We start from the raw sequence: 15663 nt of genomic DNA, 5'->3' as shown, positions 1-15663 counted from the left end.
TTAGTGTTTCTTGGCGGCGTCGACGGGGTCGAGGATGCGAATCGCCTCGCCCTGCACCTGCCGCTTGCGCTCGGCCAGACGGCGCCCTTCGGCGGACTGCAGCGCGCAGTCCTCGTCAGACTTGGCGGAGAAGCGCACCGCCTCCTCCTCCCACACGGCGTCCAGCGCCTCGGGGGTGTCGTCGCGCTTCTCGCTGGCCACCGCTTGGCGGCTCGCCTCGATGTCGTCCTCGGCGTCGATCAGCGCCAGCAGCGCGCGGGTGACCAGGGCCTGGTCGGCGCCGCGTTCTTCCAGGCGTGCGGTGAGCAGTGCCAGGATGTGGCGGATCTCGCCCAGCCAGCGACCGATCTCCTCGTCGCTGCGGGTGGAGAGGTACTCCAGGAACAGCGGCAGGTAGTCGGGTAGCTCGCGGGCGTCGAGCTCGAAGCCGGCGGCCTTGTACTCGTCGATCAGATCGACCATGGCCTGGCCGCGGTCGCGGGACTCGCCGTGCACGTGTTCGAACAGCAGCAGCGAGTGGGCGCGGCCCTTGTCGAACAGCGCGACGTACTCGGACTGCAGTTCGAGCAGGTCGGCCTCGGCGATGCGCTGGCACCAGCTCATCAGATCGCCGCGCAGCGCCGCCGAGAGGCGGCGCTCGGCGTCGAGCGCTTCGATCAGTTCATCCACCGCGCCCTGCAGTGCCTCGGTGGGGTAGTCGAGCAGGCGGGCCAGTACGCGCAGGCTGCGCATGCCGAGTTCGGGCTGGATCATGGCCTCGTGGGGCACCTGGAGTGCTGTATCAGCCATGGTGGGCCTCCTTGGCTCGTTCATCGCGCCGCCCATCGCTCTGTGTTTTCGGATCGAAGACATCGACCGGCTTGACCAGCGAGCTGGTCTGCTTGCGGCCGTTGAACAGGCTCGGCTTGCTCTCGCCATGACAGCCGTCACCGAAGCTGAAGCCGCAGCCACCGCGCTCGGGGAAGGCTTCGGTGGCCATCTCGCGGTGGCTGGTGGGGATCACGAAGCGATCCTCATAGTTCGCGATGGCCAGGTAGCGGTACATCTCCTCCACTTGGGCCTCGCTGAGACCGACGGCGTCGAGCACCTCGGTATCGTGCTTGCCTTCCACGTGCTTGTTGCGCATGAAGACGCGCATCGCCATCAGCCGCTTGAGCGCCAGCACCACGGGCGCCTCCTCACCGGCGGTGAGCATGTTGGCCAGGTAACGCACCGGGATACGCAGCGACTCGATCTTGGGCAGCACGCCGTCGTACTCGACCTTGCCGGCCTCGGCGGCCGACTGGATCGGTGACAGCGGCGGCACGTACCAGACCATCGGCAGGGTGCGGTACTCGGGGTGCAGCGGCAGCGCCAAGCCCCAGTCCATGGCCATCTTGTAGACCGGGCTCTCCTGAGCGGCCTTGATGACGTTGTCGGGAATGCCGTCCTTCCTGGCCTGCTCGATCACCTTCGGATCGTTGGGGTCGAGGAAGATCTCGCACTGGCGGTGGTAGAGGTCGCGCACGTCCGGCGAGCTGGCCACTTCCTCGATGCGGTCGGCGTCGTAGAGCAGCACGCCGAGGTAGCGGATACGGCCCACACAGGTCTCGGAGCACACGGTCGGCATGCCCGCCTCGATGCGCGGGTAGCAGAAGATGCACTTCTCTGACTTGCCGGTCTTCCAGTTGTAGTAGATCTTCTTGTATGGGCAGCCGGAGATACACATCCGCCAGCCGCGGCACTTGTCCTGGTCGATCAGGACGATGCCGTCCTCCTCGCGCTTGTAGATCGCGCCGCTCGGGCACGAGGCCACGCACGCCGGGTTCAAGCAGTGCTCGCACAGGCGCGGCAGGTACATCATGAAGGTGTTCTCGAACTGGCCGTAGATGTCGGCCTGTACCTGCTCGAAGTTCTTGTCGCGGCGGCGCTTGGCGAACTCGGTGCCGAGGATCTCCTCCCAGTTCGGGCCCCATTCGATCTTCTTCATGCGTTCGCCGGAGACCAGCGAACGGGGGCGCGCCACAGGCTGGTGATCGCCCTGCTTGGCGGTATGCAGGTGCTGGTAGTCGAAGTCGAACGGCTCGTAGTAGTCGTCGATCTCGGGCAGGTCGGGGTTGGCGAAGATGTTCGCCAGCACCCGCCACTTGCCGCCGATGCGCGGCTCGATCTTGCCGTCCTTGCGGCGCATCCAACCGCCCTTCCACTTATCCTGGTTTTCCCACTCCTTGGGATAGCCGATGCCCGGCTTGGTCTCGACGTTGTTGAACCAGGCATATTCCATGCCTTCACGGCTGGTCCAAACGTTCTTGCAGGTGACCGAGCAAGTGTGGCAGCCGATGCACTTGTCGAGGTTGAGGACCATGCCTACCTGGGAACGAATCTTCATTTCACGGTCTCCTGCACGCTGTCGTTGCCTTCGCCATCCAGCCAGTCGACGTTCTTCATCTTGCGGATGAGGACGAATTCATCGCGGTTGGAACCAACGGTGCCGTAGTAGTTGAAGCTGTAAGAGAGCTGCGCGTAGCCACCGATCATATGGGTCGGCTTCGGGCACACCCGAGTCACGGAGTTGTGCATGCCGCCACGGGTCTTGGTGACCTCGGAGCCCGGCACGTTCACCTGGCGCTCCTGGGCGTGGTACATCATCACCATGCCGGCCTTGACCCGCTGGCTGACGATGGCCCGCGCGGTGATCGCGCCGTTGGCGTTGAACAGCTCGATCCAGTCGTTATCCTCGATGCCGATATCCTGGGCATCGGTCTCCGACATCCACACCACCGGGCCGCCGCGGTTGAGCGTCAGCATCAACAGGTTGTCGCTGTAGGTGGAGTGGATGCCCCACTTCTGGTGCGGGGTGATCCAGTTCAGCGCCTTGGTCGGGTTGCCGTTGTCCTCCGGCATGGCAAAACCGGTGATGGTCTTGGTGTTGATCGGCGGGCGGTAGGTCAGCAGGCTCTCGCCGAAGGCGCGCATCCAGGGGTGATCCTGGTAGAACTGCTGGCGGCCGCTCACGGTGCGCCACGGAATCAGCTCGTGCACGTTGGTGTAGCCGGCGTTGTAGGAGACGTGCTCGTCCTCCAGGCCGGACCAGGTTGGGCTCGAGATGATCTTGCGCGGCTGGGCCACGATGTCGCGGAAGCGGATCTTCTCCTCGTGCTTGGGCGTGGCCAGGTGGGTGTGGTCGCGTCCGGTGATCTTGGACAGCGCGCCCCACGCCTTGACCGCCACGTTGCCGTTGGTTTCCGGCGCCAGGGTCAGGATCATCTCGGCGGCGTCGATCGCGCTCTCGATCTTCGGCCGGCCCTTGGCGGGACCTTCGCTCTTGCGGTAGTTCAGCTTGCCGAGCAGCTCGACCTCGGACTCGGTGTTCCAGGCAATGCCCTTGCCGCCGTTGCCGATGGTCTCGAGCAGCGGGCCGACGGAAGTGAAGCGCTCATAGGTCTCGGGGTAGTTGCGCTTGACCTCGATCAGCGCCGGCATGGTCTTGCCGGGGATCGGCTCGCACTCGCCCTTCTTCCAGTCCTTCACTTCAGGCTGGGCCAGCTCGGCCGGGGAGTCGTGCTGGTGCGGCAGGGTGACCAGATCGATCTCCTCGCCCAGGTGACCGACGCACACCTCGGAGAACGCCTTGGCAATGCCCTTGTAGATGTCCCAGTCGCTGCGCGACTCCCACGCCGGGTCGGTGGCCGCGGTCAGCGGGTGGATGAAGGGGTGCATGTCCGAGGTGTTGAGGTCGTTCTTCTCGTACCAGGTGGCCGTCGGCAGCACCACGTCGGAGTAGAGACAGGTGGAGGACATGCGGAAGTCCAGCGTGACCACCAGGTCGAGCTTGCCTTCCGGCGCCTCGTCGTGCCACTTCACCTCTTCCGGCTTCTGGCCGCCCATCTCGCCCAGGTCCTTGCCCTGGATACCGTGACGGGTACCCAGCAGGTACTTGAGCATGTACTCGTGACCCTTGCCCGAGCTGCCCAGCAGGTTGGAGCGCCACACGAACAGGTTGCGCGGGAAGTTCTGCGGGCTGTCCGGATCCTCGGCGGCGAACGCCAGCTCGCCGCTCTTGAGCTGCTGTACGGCGTAGTCCTTGGTCGACATGCCCGCTGCGGCGGCCGGCTTGGCCAGGCGCAGCGGGTTGGTGCCGAGCTGCGGCGCGGAGGGCAGCCAGCCCATGCGCTCGGAGCGTACGTTGAAGTCGATCAGGCTGCCGCTGTATTGGCTGGGATCGGCCAGCGGCGACAGGATCTCCTTGACCTCCAGCTTCTCGTAGCGCCACTGGGAGGAGTGGTTGTAGAAGAAGGAGGTGGAGTTCATGTGGCGCGGCGGACGCTGCCAGTCGAGGCCGAAGGCCAGCGGGGTCCAGCCGGTCTGGGGGCGCAGCTTCTCCTGCCCCACGTAGTGAGCCCAGCCGCCACCGCTCTGGCCGATACAGCCGCACATGACCAGCATGTTGATCAGGCCGCGGTAGTTCATGTCCATGTGGTACCAGTGGTTCATCGCGGCACCTACGATGACCATGGAGCGACCCTGGGTCTTGTCGGCGTTGTCGGCGAACTCACGGGCGATACGGGCGACCTGCTCGGCGGGCACGCCGGTGATCTTCTCCTGCCAGGCCGGGGTGTAGGGGCGAATCTGGTCGTAGGAGGTGGCACCGTCGTCTTCGCCCTCTTTACCAAACCCGCGATCGATGCCGTAGTTGGCACACATCAGGTCGAATACGGTGACGGCGAGGATCTCGCTGCCGTCGGCCTTGGTCAGCCGCTTGGCGGGCAGGCTGTGGAACAGCAGCTCGTTGCCGGCCACGTGGTCGAAGTGCTCGTGGGCGATGCCGCCGAAGTAGGGGAACGCCACCCTGGCCACATCGTCATGCTTCTCGGCCAGCGTCAGCAGCGGCTTGATCTCGGCGCCACTGGCGTCACGCTCCTCCAGGTTCCACTTGCCCTGGTTCTCTTCTTTCTCACCCCAGCGGAAGCCGATGGAGCCGTTGGGCACGACGAGACGGTCGGAGAGCTCGTCCCAGGCCACGGTCTTCCACTCGGGGTTGTTGTCCTGGCCCATGGCGCCTTCGAAGTCGCTGGCGCGCAGTTGCTTGCCGGGCACGAAGCTACCGTCCTCGCGAGCCTCGAGCTCGACCAGGAAGGGCATGTCGGAGTACTTGCGCACGTACTCGGTGAAGTAGGCGCTGGGCTTGTCGAGGTGGAACTCCTTGAGGATCACGTGGCCCATGGCCATGCCCAGCGCGGCGTCGGTGCCCTGCTTGACCGACAGCCACTCGTCGGTGAGCTTGGAGACCTCGGCGTAGTCCGGGGTGATGGAGACGGTCTTGGTGCCCTTGTAGCGCACCTCGGTGAAGAAGTGGGCGTCCGGGGTACGGGTCTGGGGCACGTTGGAGCCCCAGGCGATGATGTAGCCGGAGTTGTACCAGTCGGCCGATTCGGGCACGTCGGTCTGCTCGCCCCAGGTCTGCGGGCTGGCCGGCGGCAGGTCGCAGTACCAGTCGTAGAAGCTCATGCACACGCCGCCGATCAACGACAGGTAGCGGCTACCCGCGGCGTAGCTGACCATCGACATGGCGGGGATCGGCGAGAAGCCGATGATGCGATCGGGGCCGTACTGCTTGGCGGTGTAGACGTTGGAGGCGGCGATCAGCTCGTTGAGCTCGTCCCAGTTGGCGCGTACGAAGCCGCCCATGCCGCGGGCGCGCTTGTACTGCTTCGCCTTGGCCGGATCCTCGACGATGGAGGCCCAGGCATCGACCGGGTCGCCGTGCTGCTGCTTGGCCTCACGCCACAGCTTGAGCAAGGGCTTGCGGATCAGCGGGTACTTGAGGCGATTGGCGCTGTACATGTACCAAGAGTAGCTGGCGCCACGCGGGCAGCCCCGCGGCTCGTGATTGGGCAGGTCCGGGCGGGTGCGCGGATAGTCGGTCTGCTGGGTTTCCCAGGTAACCAGGCCGTTCTTGACGTAGATCTTCCAGCTACAGGAGCCGGTGCAGTTCACGCCGTGGGTGGAGCGCACGATCTTGTCGTGCTGCCAGCGCTGGCGGTAACCGTCCTCCCAGCCACGGGACTCCTCACGGGTCTCGCCATGGTCGTTGGCGAAAGGCTCGCGCGCCTTGCGGAAGAAATTCAGCCGATCTAAGAAGTGACTCATGGTCGATCTCCAGGCTTCTTGAAGTGATGCGTGGCACCCGGGCCACCCCGCCTGCCGTGTCGTGCGCCGTGTTCCACACGACCGTCGGGGCAGGTTCTTGAAGCAAAGTCTGGAGCATCGAAATGCGGATTACTGCCAGGTTACCTCCATATACACCCTCTCTACCCACAAGGTGATAGACCGCCCAGGGAAAGGGGTTAGTCCGCCTGGGTGGGGGTAGAGGAAGCCGAGCGGGGGTGGGTCCGGGTGCCATCCCACAGCATCAGCAGCATGCACACCGCCAACGCGGCGTAGAGGAACATGAAGCCAGCGGTACGGATGCCGATCCATTCGTTGCCGAGCACGAACATCAGCGGTAACACGGCGGCAAATAGCCCGCCCAGGGTCAGCGCCAGCCCACCGGCGTGAGCCATGTCGTCGCCATGGTCGCGATGCAGCAGGCGCATCAGGCTGCCCTTGCCGATACCCATGGCCAGTCCCATGACGGCGAGCAGCGCGGCAAAGCCACCCAGCGGCATGGAGAAGGCGAGCGCGATATCGCCGTGCACGCCGTGGATCTGCATGGTGAAGTCGGGGTAGGAGAGCAGGAACAGGCACACCATCACGCAGGCGCTGACCCACCAGCGCAGGTCGCGGAAATCGCGCCGATCGGCCAGCGCCCCGCCGAGGATCTGCCCGACGCCGCCCGGCAGGGTAAAGGCCAGCGCCCACAGCGCGGCCAGCTTGAGCGTGAGCTGATACTGGGCGGCGAGATAGCCCGGCAGCCACAACGCCAGCGCCACGAAGGCGCCGTAGAAGAAGCTGTAGTAGAGCGCCAGGCGACACACCGCCGGCGTTGGCAGCCATTTCCTCAGAGGCGGCGTGCGCCCGGGCGAGGGTACGAACTCGGCGAGATCGTCGGGTGCGGCGGGCGGCACCGCGCTCGGCGCATCCTCGGCGAATACCCAAAGCAGCAGAGCCACCAGTAGCACCGGCAAGAGGTAGAGCTTGGGCGCCATGGGCCAGCCGTAGGCCTGGCTGATCAAGGGCAGCAGGAAGTAGGTGAGTCCCGCCCCCAGCATGCCGGCGCCATAAAGTCCCAGTGCCAGGCCGGCATGGCGCCGCGGGCACAACGAAGCCACGTAGACCAGGCCGGCAGCCAGCGAACCGGCGCCCAGCCCCAGCCCGGCCCCGGCCAGCAGGAACTCCAGGTAGACATCCGAATGAGCGATGCCCCACAGCAACGGGCAGATCAGCAGCAGGCAGCCGATCATCACCCGCCGGCCGCCCACCCGGCGCGCCAACAGCGCCATGGGCAGCGCGGCCAGCGCGCCGGTAAACATGGGCATGGCCAGCAACATGGCGAACTGCACTTCGCCGAACAGCAGCACACGCTTCAGCTCGACGCCCAGCACGGCGAAGATGGTCCAACTGGCGAACACCAGCGCGAAGGCCAGCGGCGCCAACAACACGACCACCAGCGAGCGATAGTCGACATGCTGCCCCGGCGCCTGAAGCTTCCCAACATGGGTCATGAACGGTGGGTCTCGAGATGTGGTCAAAGTGATTCTCGTTAACCCAGCCCTGCCGGGTCAAAAGGGCATACGAGGTACCTCTTTGGTGGCAGCCCGCGGGAACTCCCGGTAGGATGCCTCACCGTCCCTTGGGGTATCGCGTCGACATGAGGTTATAGTGTCGACATATCCCACTCCTTCTGGAGACGCCCACCGTCAATGAAACTGCTGCAGCGCTCCCTCGTGGCCCGCATCGTCGCCTCGCTGCTGGCGATCAGCGCCATGGCCCTTATCAGCATCGTGGTGACCATGGCCGCTGCCGGCGGCAGCCGCGGCGACGCCGCGGCGATCAACGTCGCCGGCTCGCTGCGCATGAACACCTACCAGATCGTGGCCGCCCTGCAGCGCTATGAGCGGATTCCTTCCATGGAGCACCAGGCGGAGGTACACGTGCTCAAGCGCCGCTTCGAGGAGCGCCTGGCCAGCGCTGAATTGACCGCTGCCATTCCCGTCTCAGAGGCTCACGAACTGCGTCGCCAATACCGCCTGGTACTGGCGAGCTGGCACAACGAGCTGGCCCCGGAGGTCAATGAAGCCGTCGACAACCGCACGGTGAACATCGAGTCGCTCAATCGCACCCTGGACGGGCTGGTGAACGAGATCGACCTGATGGTCTCCCAGCTCGAGCAGAACAGCGAGGCCAAGATCCGCCTGCTCAGCGCCCTGCAGATTCTGTTCCTGGGTCTGACGGCGGTGGTCGTCGCCATCGCGCTCTACGACATCCGCCACAATCTGGTGGCTCCGCTACGCCAGTTGATGGTGCTGGCACGAGAGGCCGCGCAGCGCAACTTCTCCCTGCGCACCCAGCTCAAGGGCAGCGACGAACTGGCCATGCTCGGCCATACCTTCGACACCATGTCCGAGGAACTGGGGGCGAGCTACGCCGACCTCGAGGCACGGGTGCAACGCAAGACCCAGGAACTGGAGCGCAGCAGCAAGGTCATGCAGACGCTCCACGACGGCAGCCGCTCGCTCTACGGCGGCGGCAACGACCTGTGCGCCAGCGCCGCGCCCATGCTGCGCCAAGTGGCGGAACTCCTCGATATCGGCCCCATCCGGCTGTCGCTCAACGATCCACACAACAATCGCCAGATTCCCGTTCTCGCCACTCACGCCGCGCGACGCCCGGACTTTTGCCGTGACCACGACTGCCACGCCTGCCTGATTTCCCCGCGCCCTCTGCGCCTCTCCAACACCGAAGAAGGCGACTGCATGCTGCTACCCGTCAGCGTGGGCGACGAGATGCTGGGCACCCTGGAAGTATGGCATCCCAAGGGGCAGCGTCTCTCCGACAGCGTGCGCCGCCTGCTCAATGCCTTGGCCGACCAGTTGGCCACGGCGGTCTACCTGCAGCGACGCATCGAGGAGGAACAGCAGGTCTCACTGATGAACGAGCGCACCATCATCGCCCGCGAACTGCACGACTCCCTGGCCCAATCGCTCTCCTACCTCAAGATGCAGGTGGCACGGCTGGAGCGCATGCAGGCCAAGGATGCTCCCAAGGAGATGCAGGCGGCGGTCTTCGACGAGCTGCGCACCGGGCTCAACAGCGCCTACCGCCAACTGCGTGAACTGCTGACCACCTTCCGCCTCAAGCTCGAGGGACCCGGCCTTCAAACCGCCCTGCTGCAGACCACCGAGGAGTTCTCCGAGCGCCTGGGCGCGCCGGTGGAGCTGCACTTCGACGTGCCGCCCCATCTGCTCAACCCCAATGAAGAGATCCACATGCTGCAGATCGCCCGCGAGGCGTTGAGCAACATTCACAAGCATGCCCAGGCGCACTGGGCTGCCGTCAGCGTAAAGTTCCACGAGGCCCGCATCCTGCTGCGTATCGAGGACGACGGCGTGGGCCTGGAGAACGACGACTCGCCGCCCATGCACTATGGCCTCGTCATCATGCGTGACCGGGCTCACACTCTGAGCGGCGAGCTGAAGCTATCCAACCGCACCGAGGGCGGCACCTGCGTGGAAGTCGTCTTCACGCCACAGACGGCACGCCTGATCACCCGCCAGCCGGCTGCCGAATCCACTCTTCACGACCAAGGAAACTGAGACCCATGGGCCAGTCAGTGAGCGAGACCCCCGCCAGTATCCTGATCATCGACGACCACCCGCTGCTGCGCCGTGGCGTCGCCCAACTGCTCGAACTAGAGGACGATCTCGAGCTGGTCGGCGACACCGGCGAGCCGGCTCAAGGCGTGCGCCTGGCCGCCGAGCTCGACCCGGATATGATCCTGCTCGACCTCAATATGCCAGGCATGGACGGTATCCAGACACTCAAGGCGCTGCGCGAGGCGGGCTATGCCGGACGCATCGTGATGTTCACCGTCTCCGACCACGAGGATGACCTGGTGGCGGCCCTGCGCGGCGGCGCCGACGGCTACCTGCTCAAGGACATGGAACCCGAGGAGATGGTGCGCCAGCTGCGCCAGGCGGCGCTGGGACGCATGGTGGTGAGCGAAAGCCTCACTGCCCTGCTCGCCGAGGCGCTGCGCAACCAGCGCACGGCCCCAGCCACCCCCGACATCCACAGCCTGACTCAGCGCGAGCGGGAGATTCTACGCGAGCTGGCCGCCGGCCTCTCCAACAAGCTGATCGCACGCAAGCTCGACATCTCCGAGGGCACGGTCAAGGTCCACGTCAAGCACCTGTTGAAGAAGCTCAACCTGCGCTCGCGAGTCGAAGCAGCGGTTTGGGCCGTGCAGGAGGGCATCGACAGGTAGGATACCGAGGGGATGTCTCCGGTTCTGTGTGGATACCTCCAAAGACTTCGAGGCGCCGGCAAGGCGCCTTTTTCTTGTCGCAGCGTTTTTTACTTCATCGTAGAAACAATGACTTAGCCAAATACCCCTGCTACCTCTCAAGAGGTATTCTCCTGATTTTCCTGCCTTTTCTGCCGGTTTCGCCGTGTCATTGCCGGGCGTATCTTTGCCTCAACCGAACCTGAATTGATCCCGGTCAGGACGGATGTCGCAAGGCGGGATCAGCGAAACCTCAAGGGGAAACGTCATGGCTAAATCGAGCGCCGATATCGGCAAGCTCGGTGCCGGCAGGCCAAAGAATGCCGACATCGAGCACTGGGATATCGAAAACGAACAGTTCTGGGAGCAGGAGGGCAAGAAGGTCGCCTCCCGCAACTTGTGGATCTCCATCCCCAGCCTGCTGATGGGCTTCGCGGTGTGGATGATGTGGGGCATGATCACCACCCAGATGCAGAACCTGGGCTTCCCCTTCGCCGTTGACCAGCTCTTCATGCTGACCGCCATCGCCGGTCTCGCCGGCGCCACCTTGCGCATACCCGCCTCGTTCATGATTCGCATCGCCGGCGGGCGCAACACCGTGTTCCTGACCACTGCGCTGCTGATGATCCCCGCCTTCGGCACAGGGGTCGCGCTGATGAATCCCGACACGCCGTTCTGGGTGTTCCAGGCCCTGGCGCTGCTCTCGGGCATCGGCGGCGGCAACTTCGCCGCCTCGATGAGCAACATCTCGACCTTCTTCCCCAAGAAGCAGCAGGGTTACGCGCTGGGCATGAATGCCGGCCTGGGTAACTTCGGCGTCACCACCATGCAGATCCTGATCCCGCTGGTGATGACCGTGGGCATCTTCGGTGCCATTGCCGGCAGCTCCATGGAGCTCACCAGCGCCAGCGGCACGCTGATCGGTCGTATCGAGGCGGGCACACCGACCTGGATCCAGAACGCCGGCTTCATCTGGCTGGTGTTCCTGGTACCCCTGGCCTTCCTCGGCTGGTTCGGCATGAACAACCTGCGCCCCATTACGCCCAACCCGGGCACGCCATTACAGGCCTTCGGCAAGATCCTCGGGCTCTACGGCGTGGGTGTCATCGCCACCATCGTGGGCACCGCTACCCTGCAGTGGCTGGGCATGTGGGTCGCCCTGCCGGTCACCATCCTGCTGACCCTGGCGCTGATGCGCCTGATTCCCGGCGACATCAAGCCCAACATTCAGAAGCAGTTCGCGATCTTCTCGAACAAGCACACCTGGTCGATGACGGTGCTCTACATCCTGACCTTCGGCTCGTTCATCGGCTTCTCCGCGGCCCTGCCACTCTCCATTAACGTCATCTTCGGCAACATGATGGAAGTAGCCGCCGACGGCAGCGTGGCCCGCGTGGTCAACCCCAACGGCCCCAGCGCCCTGACCTGGGCCTGGATCGGTCCCTTCGTCGGCGCCTTGATCCGCCCCATCGGCGGCTGGGTCTCCGACAAGGTGGGCGGCTCCATCGTCACCCAGGTGATCTCGGTGATCATGGTGGTGGCCTCGGCGGTGACCGGCTACGTGATGATGCTGGCCTACAACTCCACCGACCCCAACAGCTACTTCGCCCTGTTCATGCTGCTGTTCGTGATCTTGTTCGCCGCCAGCGGCATCGGCAACGGCTCTACCTTCCGCAGCATCGGCGTGATCTTCGATGCCCAGCAGAAGGGCCCGGTGCTGGGCTGGACCTCCGCCGTGGCCGCCTACGGCGCCTTCATCGCCCCGGTGGTGATGGGCGGTCAGATCCGTGCCGGCACCCCGGAACTCGCCATGTACGGCTTCGCGATCTTCTACGCGGTGTGCCTGGTGATCAACTGGTGGTTCTACCTGCGTCCCAACGCCTACGTCAAAAACCCCTGATGCGGTCATCGGTGCTCTGGCCTGGGGCCAGAGCACACTCCACTACCTTGCCTTCTTCGGAGGGATGTCATGAAAGTCATGATCGCTTATGACGGCTCGCGCAACGCCAAACTGGCCCTTGCCCAGAGCGTCAGCCTGTTTCGCTGCAACGCCCCCACGCTGATCCTGGTCGGCGTGGCGGAGAACCCCCGCGACGCCACCGATGCCAACGAGGAACTGTTCCAGCAGGAGTACGAGGAGCTGAAGGCGGCGCTGAAGGAAGGGGCTGACTTCGCCCATCAGGAGGGTTTCGAGGTCGACTGGGTACTGGCCGAGGGCGATGCACGCAAGATGCTGCTGCACGCCACCCAGAAACACCAGCCGGACGTATTGGTCATCGCCCGCCATAGCAGCAAGCCCGACGGCGGCATCATCGCCCAGTCACTGAGCTACTTCGTCGACGAGCTCGACTACATGACCTTCGGCAAGGTCAGCTCTTTCCTGGCCCGTCGCGTCGAGTGCCCACTGTTGATCCTGCCCAGCCCCTGAGCAGTCCATCGCAGCCACTCGTCTCCGATTTTTCGCCATCTGCAGGATGATACGACCATGAAAGTGTCCGCCGTTTTCAAGTACCGTAACCCTGAGATCAGGGCACTCCACCTGACCTGGATCGCCTTCTTCATCACCTTCTACGTCTGGTTCAACATGGCGCCGCTGGCATCGAGCATGCTCAAGAGCGTCGACTGGCTGACCCGGGATGACATCCGCCTGTTCGCCATCCTCAACGTGGCGCTGACCATTCCCGCCCGCATCATCATCGGCATGGCGCTGGATCGCTTCGGCCCGCGCCGGGTGTTCTCGGTACTGATGGTGACCATGGCGATCCCGGCACTCGCCTTCGCCTTCGGCAACACCATGACCCAACTGCTGATCTCGCGCCTGGTGCTGAGTTCCATCGGCGCCAGCTTCGTGGTCGGCATCCACATGACCGCACTGTGGTTCAAGCCCAAGGACATCGGCTTCGCCGAAGGCTTCTATGCCGGCTGGGGCAATTTCGGCTCCGCCGCCGCCGCCATGACCCTGCCTACCATCGCCCTGACCCTATTCGGCGGCGACGATGGCTGGCGCTATGCCATCGCCATCAGCGCCATCGTCATGGCTGTCTATGGCGTCTATTACTGGTTCGCCATCACCGACGGCCCCGATGCCCGCGCCCACCGCAAGCCGCGCAAGGCCGCCGCCATGGAAGTGAGCACCTGGGGCGACATGATCAAGCTGATCATCTGGACCATCCCTCTGGTGGGCTGCCTGGGCATTCTGGTATGGCGCGTCCAGAACATGGGCTACATGTCGGTGACCGCCGCCGTGATCTGCTATCTGGTCATCGTCGCCGTCATCATCTATCAGATCGTGCAGATCCTACGGGTCAACGTACCGATCCTGAAGAAGGGGGTGCCGGAAGACGACAAGTACCCGTTCAGCAGCGTCGCCGCCCTCAACAGCACCTACTTCGCCAACTTCGGCGCCGAGCTGGCAGTGGTCTCGATGCTGCCGATGTTCTTCGAGGAGACCTGGGGGCTGAGCGCCGCCGCCGCGGGCCTGATCGCCGCCTCCTTCGCCTTCGTCAACCTGGTGGCACGCCCCATGGGCGGCCTGGTCTCCGACCGCATGGGCAACCGCCGCTTCGTCATGCTCAGCTACATGTTCGGCATCGGCATCGGTTTCGTGCTGATGGGCATGCTCAACTCCAACTGGCCGTTGATCATCGCCATCGCCATCACCATCTTCACCTCCTTCTTCGTGCAGGGTTCGGAGGGCGCCACCTTCGGCATCATTCCCTCGATCAAGCGCCGCATCACCGGGCAGATCTCAGGCATGGCCGGCGCCTATGGCAACGTGGGGGCGGTGGTCTACCTGACCATCTTCACCTTCGTCACCCCGACCCAGTTCTTCTACATCATCGCCGGCGGCGCCTTCGTCAGTTGGCTGATCTGCCTGATCTGGCTGAAGGAGCCGGAAGGGGCGTTCGACGAGGAGTACTACGTCTCCTCGGTAGACCGCATGATCGAAGAGCAGGAAATGGCCGCGGCACAGGCCAAGCCGTAGCAGGGCTGAGCCGCTGGGTTTTATGTTGGGCTTCATTAAGGGCGGCGACTTCGGTCGCCGCTTTCTTGTGCGTGGGGTGTGGTGAAGACTCGGCTCTATTGAGCGTGGCGCTCGAGTTCATGCAGCGCAGCACGGGCCAGGAAGCCGGAACGGCTCTTGTAGTCGCCATGCTTTGCCACGGTGCTGTCGATACGCTTGATCAGCAGATCGGGCAGAGTGACGTTGATCTTGTGACTCTTGCCCAGGTAAGGGGTCATGTCGATCTCGACCGCTGCCCACACCCACCCGGCGAAGTCGGGATTCTCCAGATGCTGCTGAATGGCGGTAGCGGTGGGAATGGGGTCGCCGTGCTCCGAAAGGCTTTCGAGATGTCCTTCTATGGCCTCCCGAGCATTGGCGATTGCCTCGTCGAAAGTGTCGCCAGCGGAGAAGCAGCCCGGCAGATCGGGCACAACTACGCCATAAGCGTGCTGCTCATCGCCAACCTCGATCGCAATGGGATAGTGCATGGTATCGCTCCGCCTCCAGCTCCTTTATCAGATCTGCGCTCTTCACACCCGGCTCCTTGCCGTGCTTTTGGGGTGCCATCCCCTTTCAGGTCACCCTCGCGCAATCTTGCATAGACCTGAGGCACCAGCACGGTGACGCTGGAGCCATCGTCGAGTTCGACGTTCTGCTCCACCAGCCAGACGATATCGCTGGTGAGCTGTGCCATCTGCTCGGCGGTCAAGGCCACGCCGGGACGCAGGTCGTACGCCTCGGCGAAGGTGATACCGGCGTTCATCAGTGCGGTGAATTGCGCCTGGTCGTCATTGTGACCTTCGAGGCAGCGCTGGCCGGTGATCTGAGTGATCTGCTCCCGCACCAGCCGCTGCTCGTAGAAACCATCGCCGAGGCGCTTATGGGTGGTGCTCGGGTCACTGTTCAGAGCCTCGAGCATATAGTCGGAGCCGAGCCACTGCCGGCGGTCGGTGAAGCGACTGGAACAGCCTACCGCCACGGGTATCCGCTAAAGGCAAACATAGCGCAATATCCTATAACAGAAAAGACTATCGCAATACCCCGAGCCCCAGGCCCATCCTCCAAGTCCGCACCACCAGGCCCAAATATCATAGGCTTATCGTATAAAAATGCCACTATTGCTTGCCAAAATATCCCGTGCCCAATAAGGGCACCAAAGAACAGCTCCCACTCCCCCCAAAATCTAATTACAGCATTTGCCATTGCCACCATGGCCAGAAAGGCAGAAACATAC

Annotated in this window: 11 protein-coding genes; 5 read left to right on the top strand and 6 right to left on the bottom strand. The window is 63.9% G+C overall.

Features of this window, described 5'->3' with window-relative positions; all coding sequences use genetic code 11:
- The 4 genes from narJ to HOP51_RS17325 form a co-directional block, all read right to left on the bottom strand.
- The gene (gene narJ / locus HOP51_RS17340) at positions 1-789 is read right to left on the bottom strand and encodes a nitrate reductase molybdenum cofactor assembly chaperone (protein ID WP_234275171.1); all 789 of its coding nucleotides are present in this window, start codon (positions 787-789) and stop codon (positions 1-3) included.
- Complete coding sequence (narH, locus tag HOP51_RS17335) at positions 782-2368, bottom strand: nitrate reductase subunit beta (protein ID WP_234275170.1); 1587 nt, start codon at positions 2366-2368, stop codon at positions 782-784. The genes narJ and narH overlap by 8 nt, the downstream gene beginning before the upstream one ends.
- On the bottom strand, positions 2365-6129 hold the full coding sequence (locus HOP51_RS17330; RefSeq protein WP_234275169.1) for a nitrate reductase subunit alpha: 3765 nt from the start codon (positions 6127-6129) through the stop codon (positions 2365-2367). Before HOP51_RS17330 ends, narH begins: the two co-directional genes overlap by 4 nt.
- Positions 6130-6326: 197 nt before the next feature.
- A complete protein-coding gene (locus tag HOP51_RS17325) occupies positions 6327-7643 on the bottom strand; it encodes an MFS transporter (protein ID WP_234275168.1) in 1317 nt (438 codons plus the stop codon).
- A 198-nt stretch (positions 7644-7841) separates the two neighbouring features.
- Here HOP51_RS17325 and HOP51_RS17320 point away from each other — a divergent pair, with 198 nt between their 5' ends.
- The 5 genes from HOP51_RS17320 (at position 7842) to HOP51_RS17300 (ending at position 14408) form a co-directional block, all read left to right on the top strand.
- A complete protein-coding gene (locus HOP51_RS17320; RefSeq protein WP_234275167.1) occupies positions 7842-9734 on the top strand; it encodes a histidine kinase in 1893 nt (630 codons plus the stop codon).
- A 5-nt stretch (positions 9735-9739) separates the two neighbouring features.
- Complete coding sequence (narL, locus tag HOP51_RS17315; protein ID WP_234275166.1) at positions 9740-10405, top strand: two-component system response regulator NarL; 666 nt, start codon at positions 9740-9742, stop codon at positions 10403-10405.
- Between the two features lie 286 nt (positions 10406-10691).
- Entirely contained in the window at positions 10692-12323 is a 1632-nt protein-coding gene (locus tag HOP51_RS17310) for an MFS transporter (RefSeq protein WP_234275165.1), read from the top strand.
- 69 nt (positions 12324-12392) lie between these two features.
- Entirely contained in the window at positions 12393-12851 is a 459-nt protein-coding gene (locus tag HOP51_RS17305) for a universal stress protein (RefSeq protein WP_234275164.1), read from the top strand.
- A 57-nt stretch (positions 12852-12908) separates the two neighbouring features.
- Entirely contained in the window at positions 12909-14408 is a 1500-nt protein-coding gene (locus HOP51_RS17300; RefSeq protein ID WP_234275163.1) for an MFS transporter, read from the top strand.
- Between the two features lie 95 nt (positions 14409-14503).
- On the opposite strand, the gene HOP51_RS17295 is transcribed toward HOP51_RS17300, so the two are convergent.
- Positions 14504-14917: a type II toxin-antitoxin system HicB family antitoxin gene (locus HOP51_RS17295; protein WP_234275162.1), complete on the bottom strand. Its 414-nt coding sequence runs from the start codon at positions 14915-14917 to the stop codon at positions 14504-14506.
- Positions 14863-15408, bottom strand: a complete 546-nt coding sequence (locus HOP51_RS17290) for an S-layer family protein (RefSeq protein ID WP_234275161.1) — start codon at positions 15406-15408, stop codon at positions 14863-14865. Before HOP51_RS17290 ends, HOP51_RS17295 begins: the two co-directional genes overlap by 55 nt.
- Positions 15409-15663 lie beyond the last annotated feature (255 nt).

Origin of the sequence: Billgrantia zhangzhouensis (assembly GCF_021404465.1) — a bacterium.
Classification (GTDB): domain Bacteria; phylum Pseudomonadota; class Gammaproteobacteria; order Pseudomonadales; family Halomonadaceae; genus Halomonas; species Halomonas zhangzhouensis.
The sequence above is the reverse complement of the archived record's forward strand: the minus strand, read 5'-3'. Positions and strand labels throughout refer to the sequence as shown.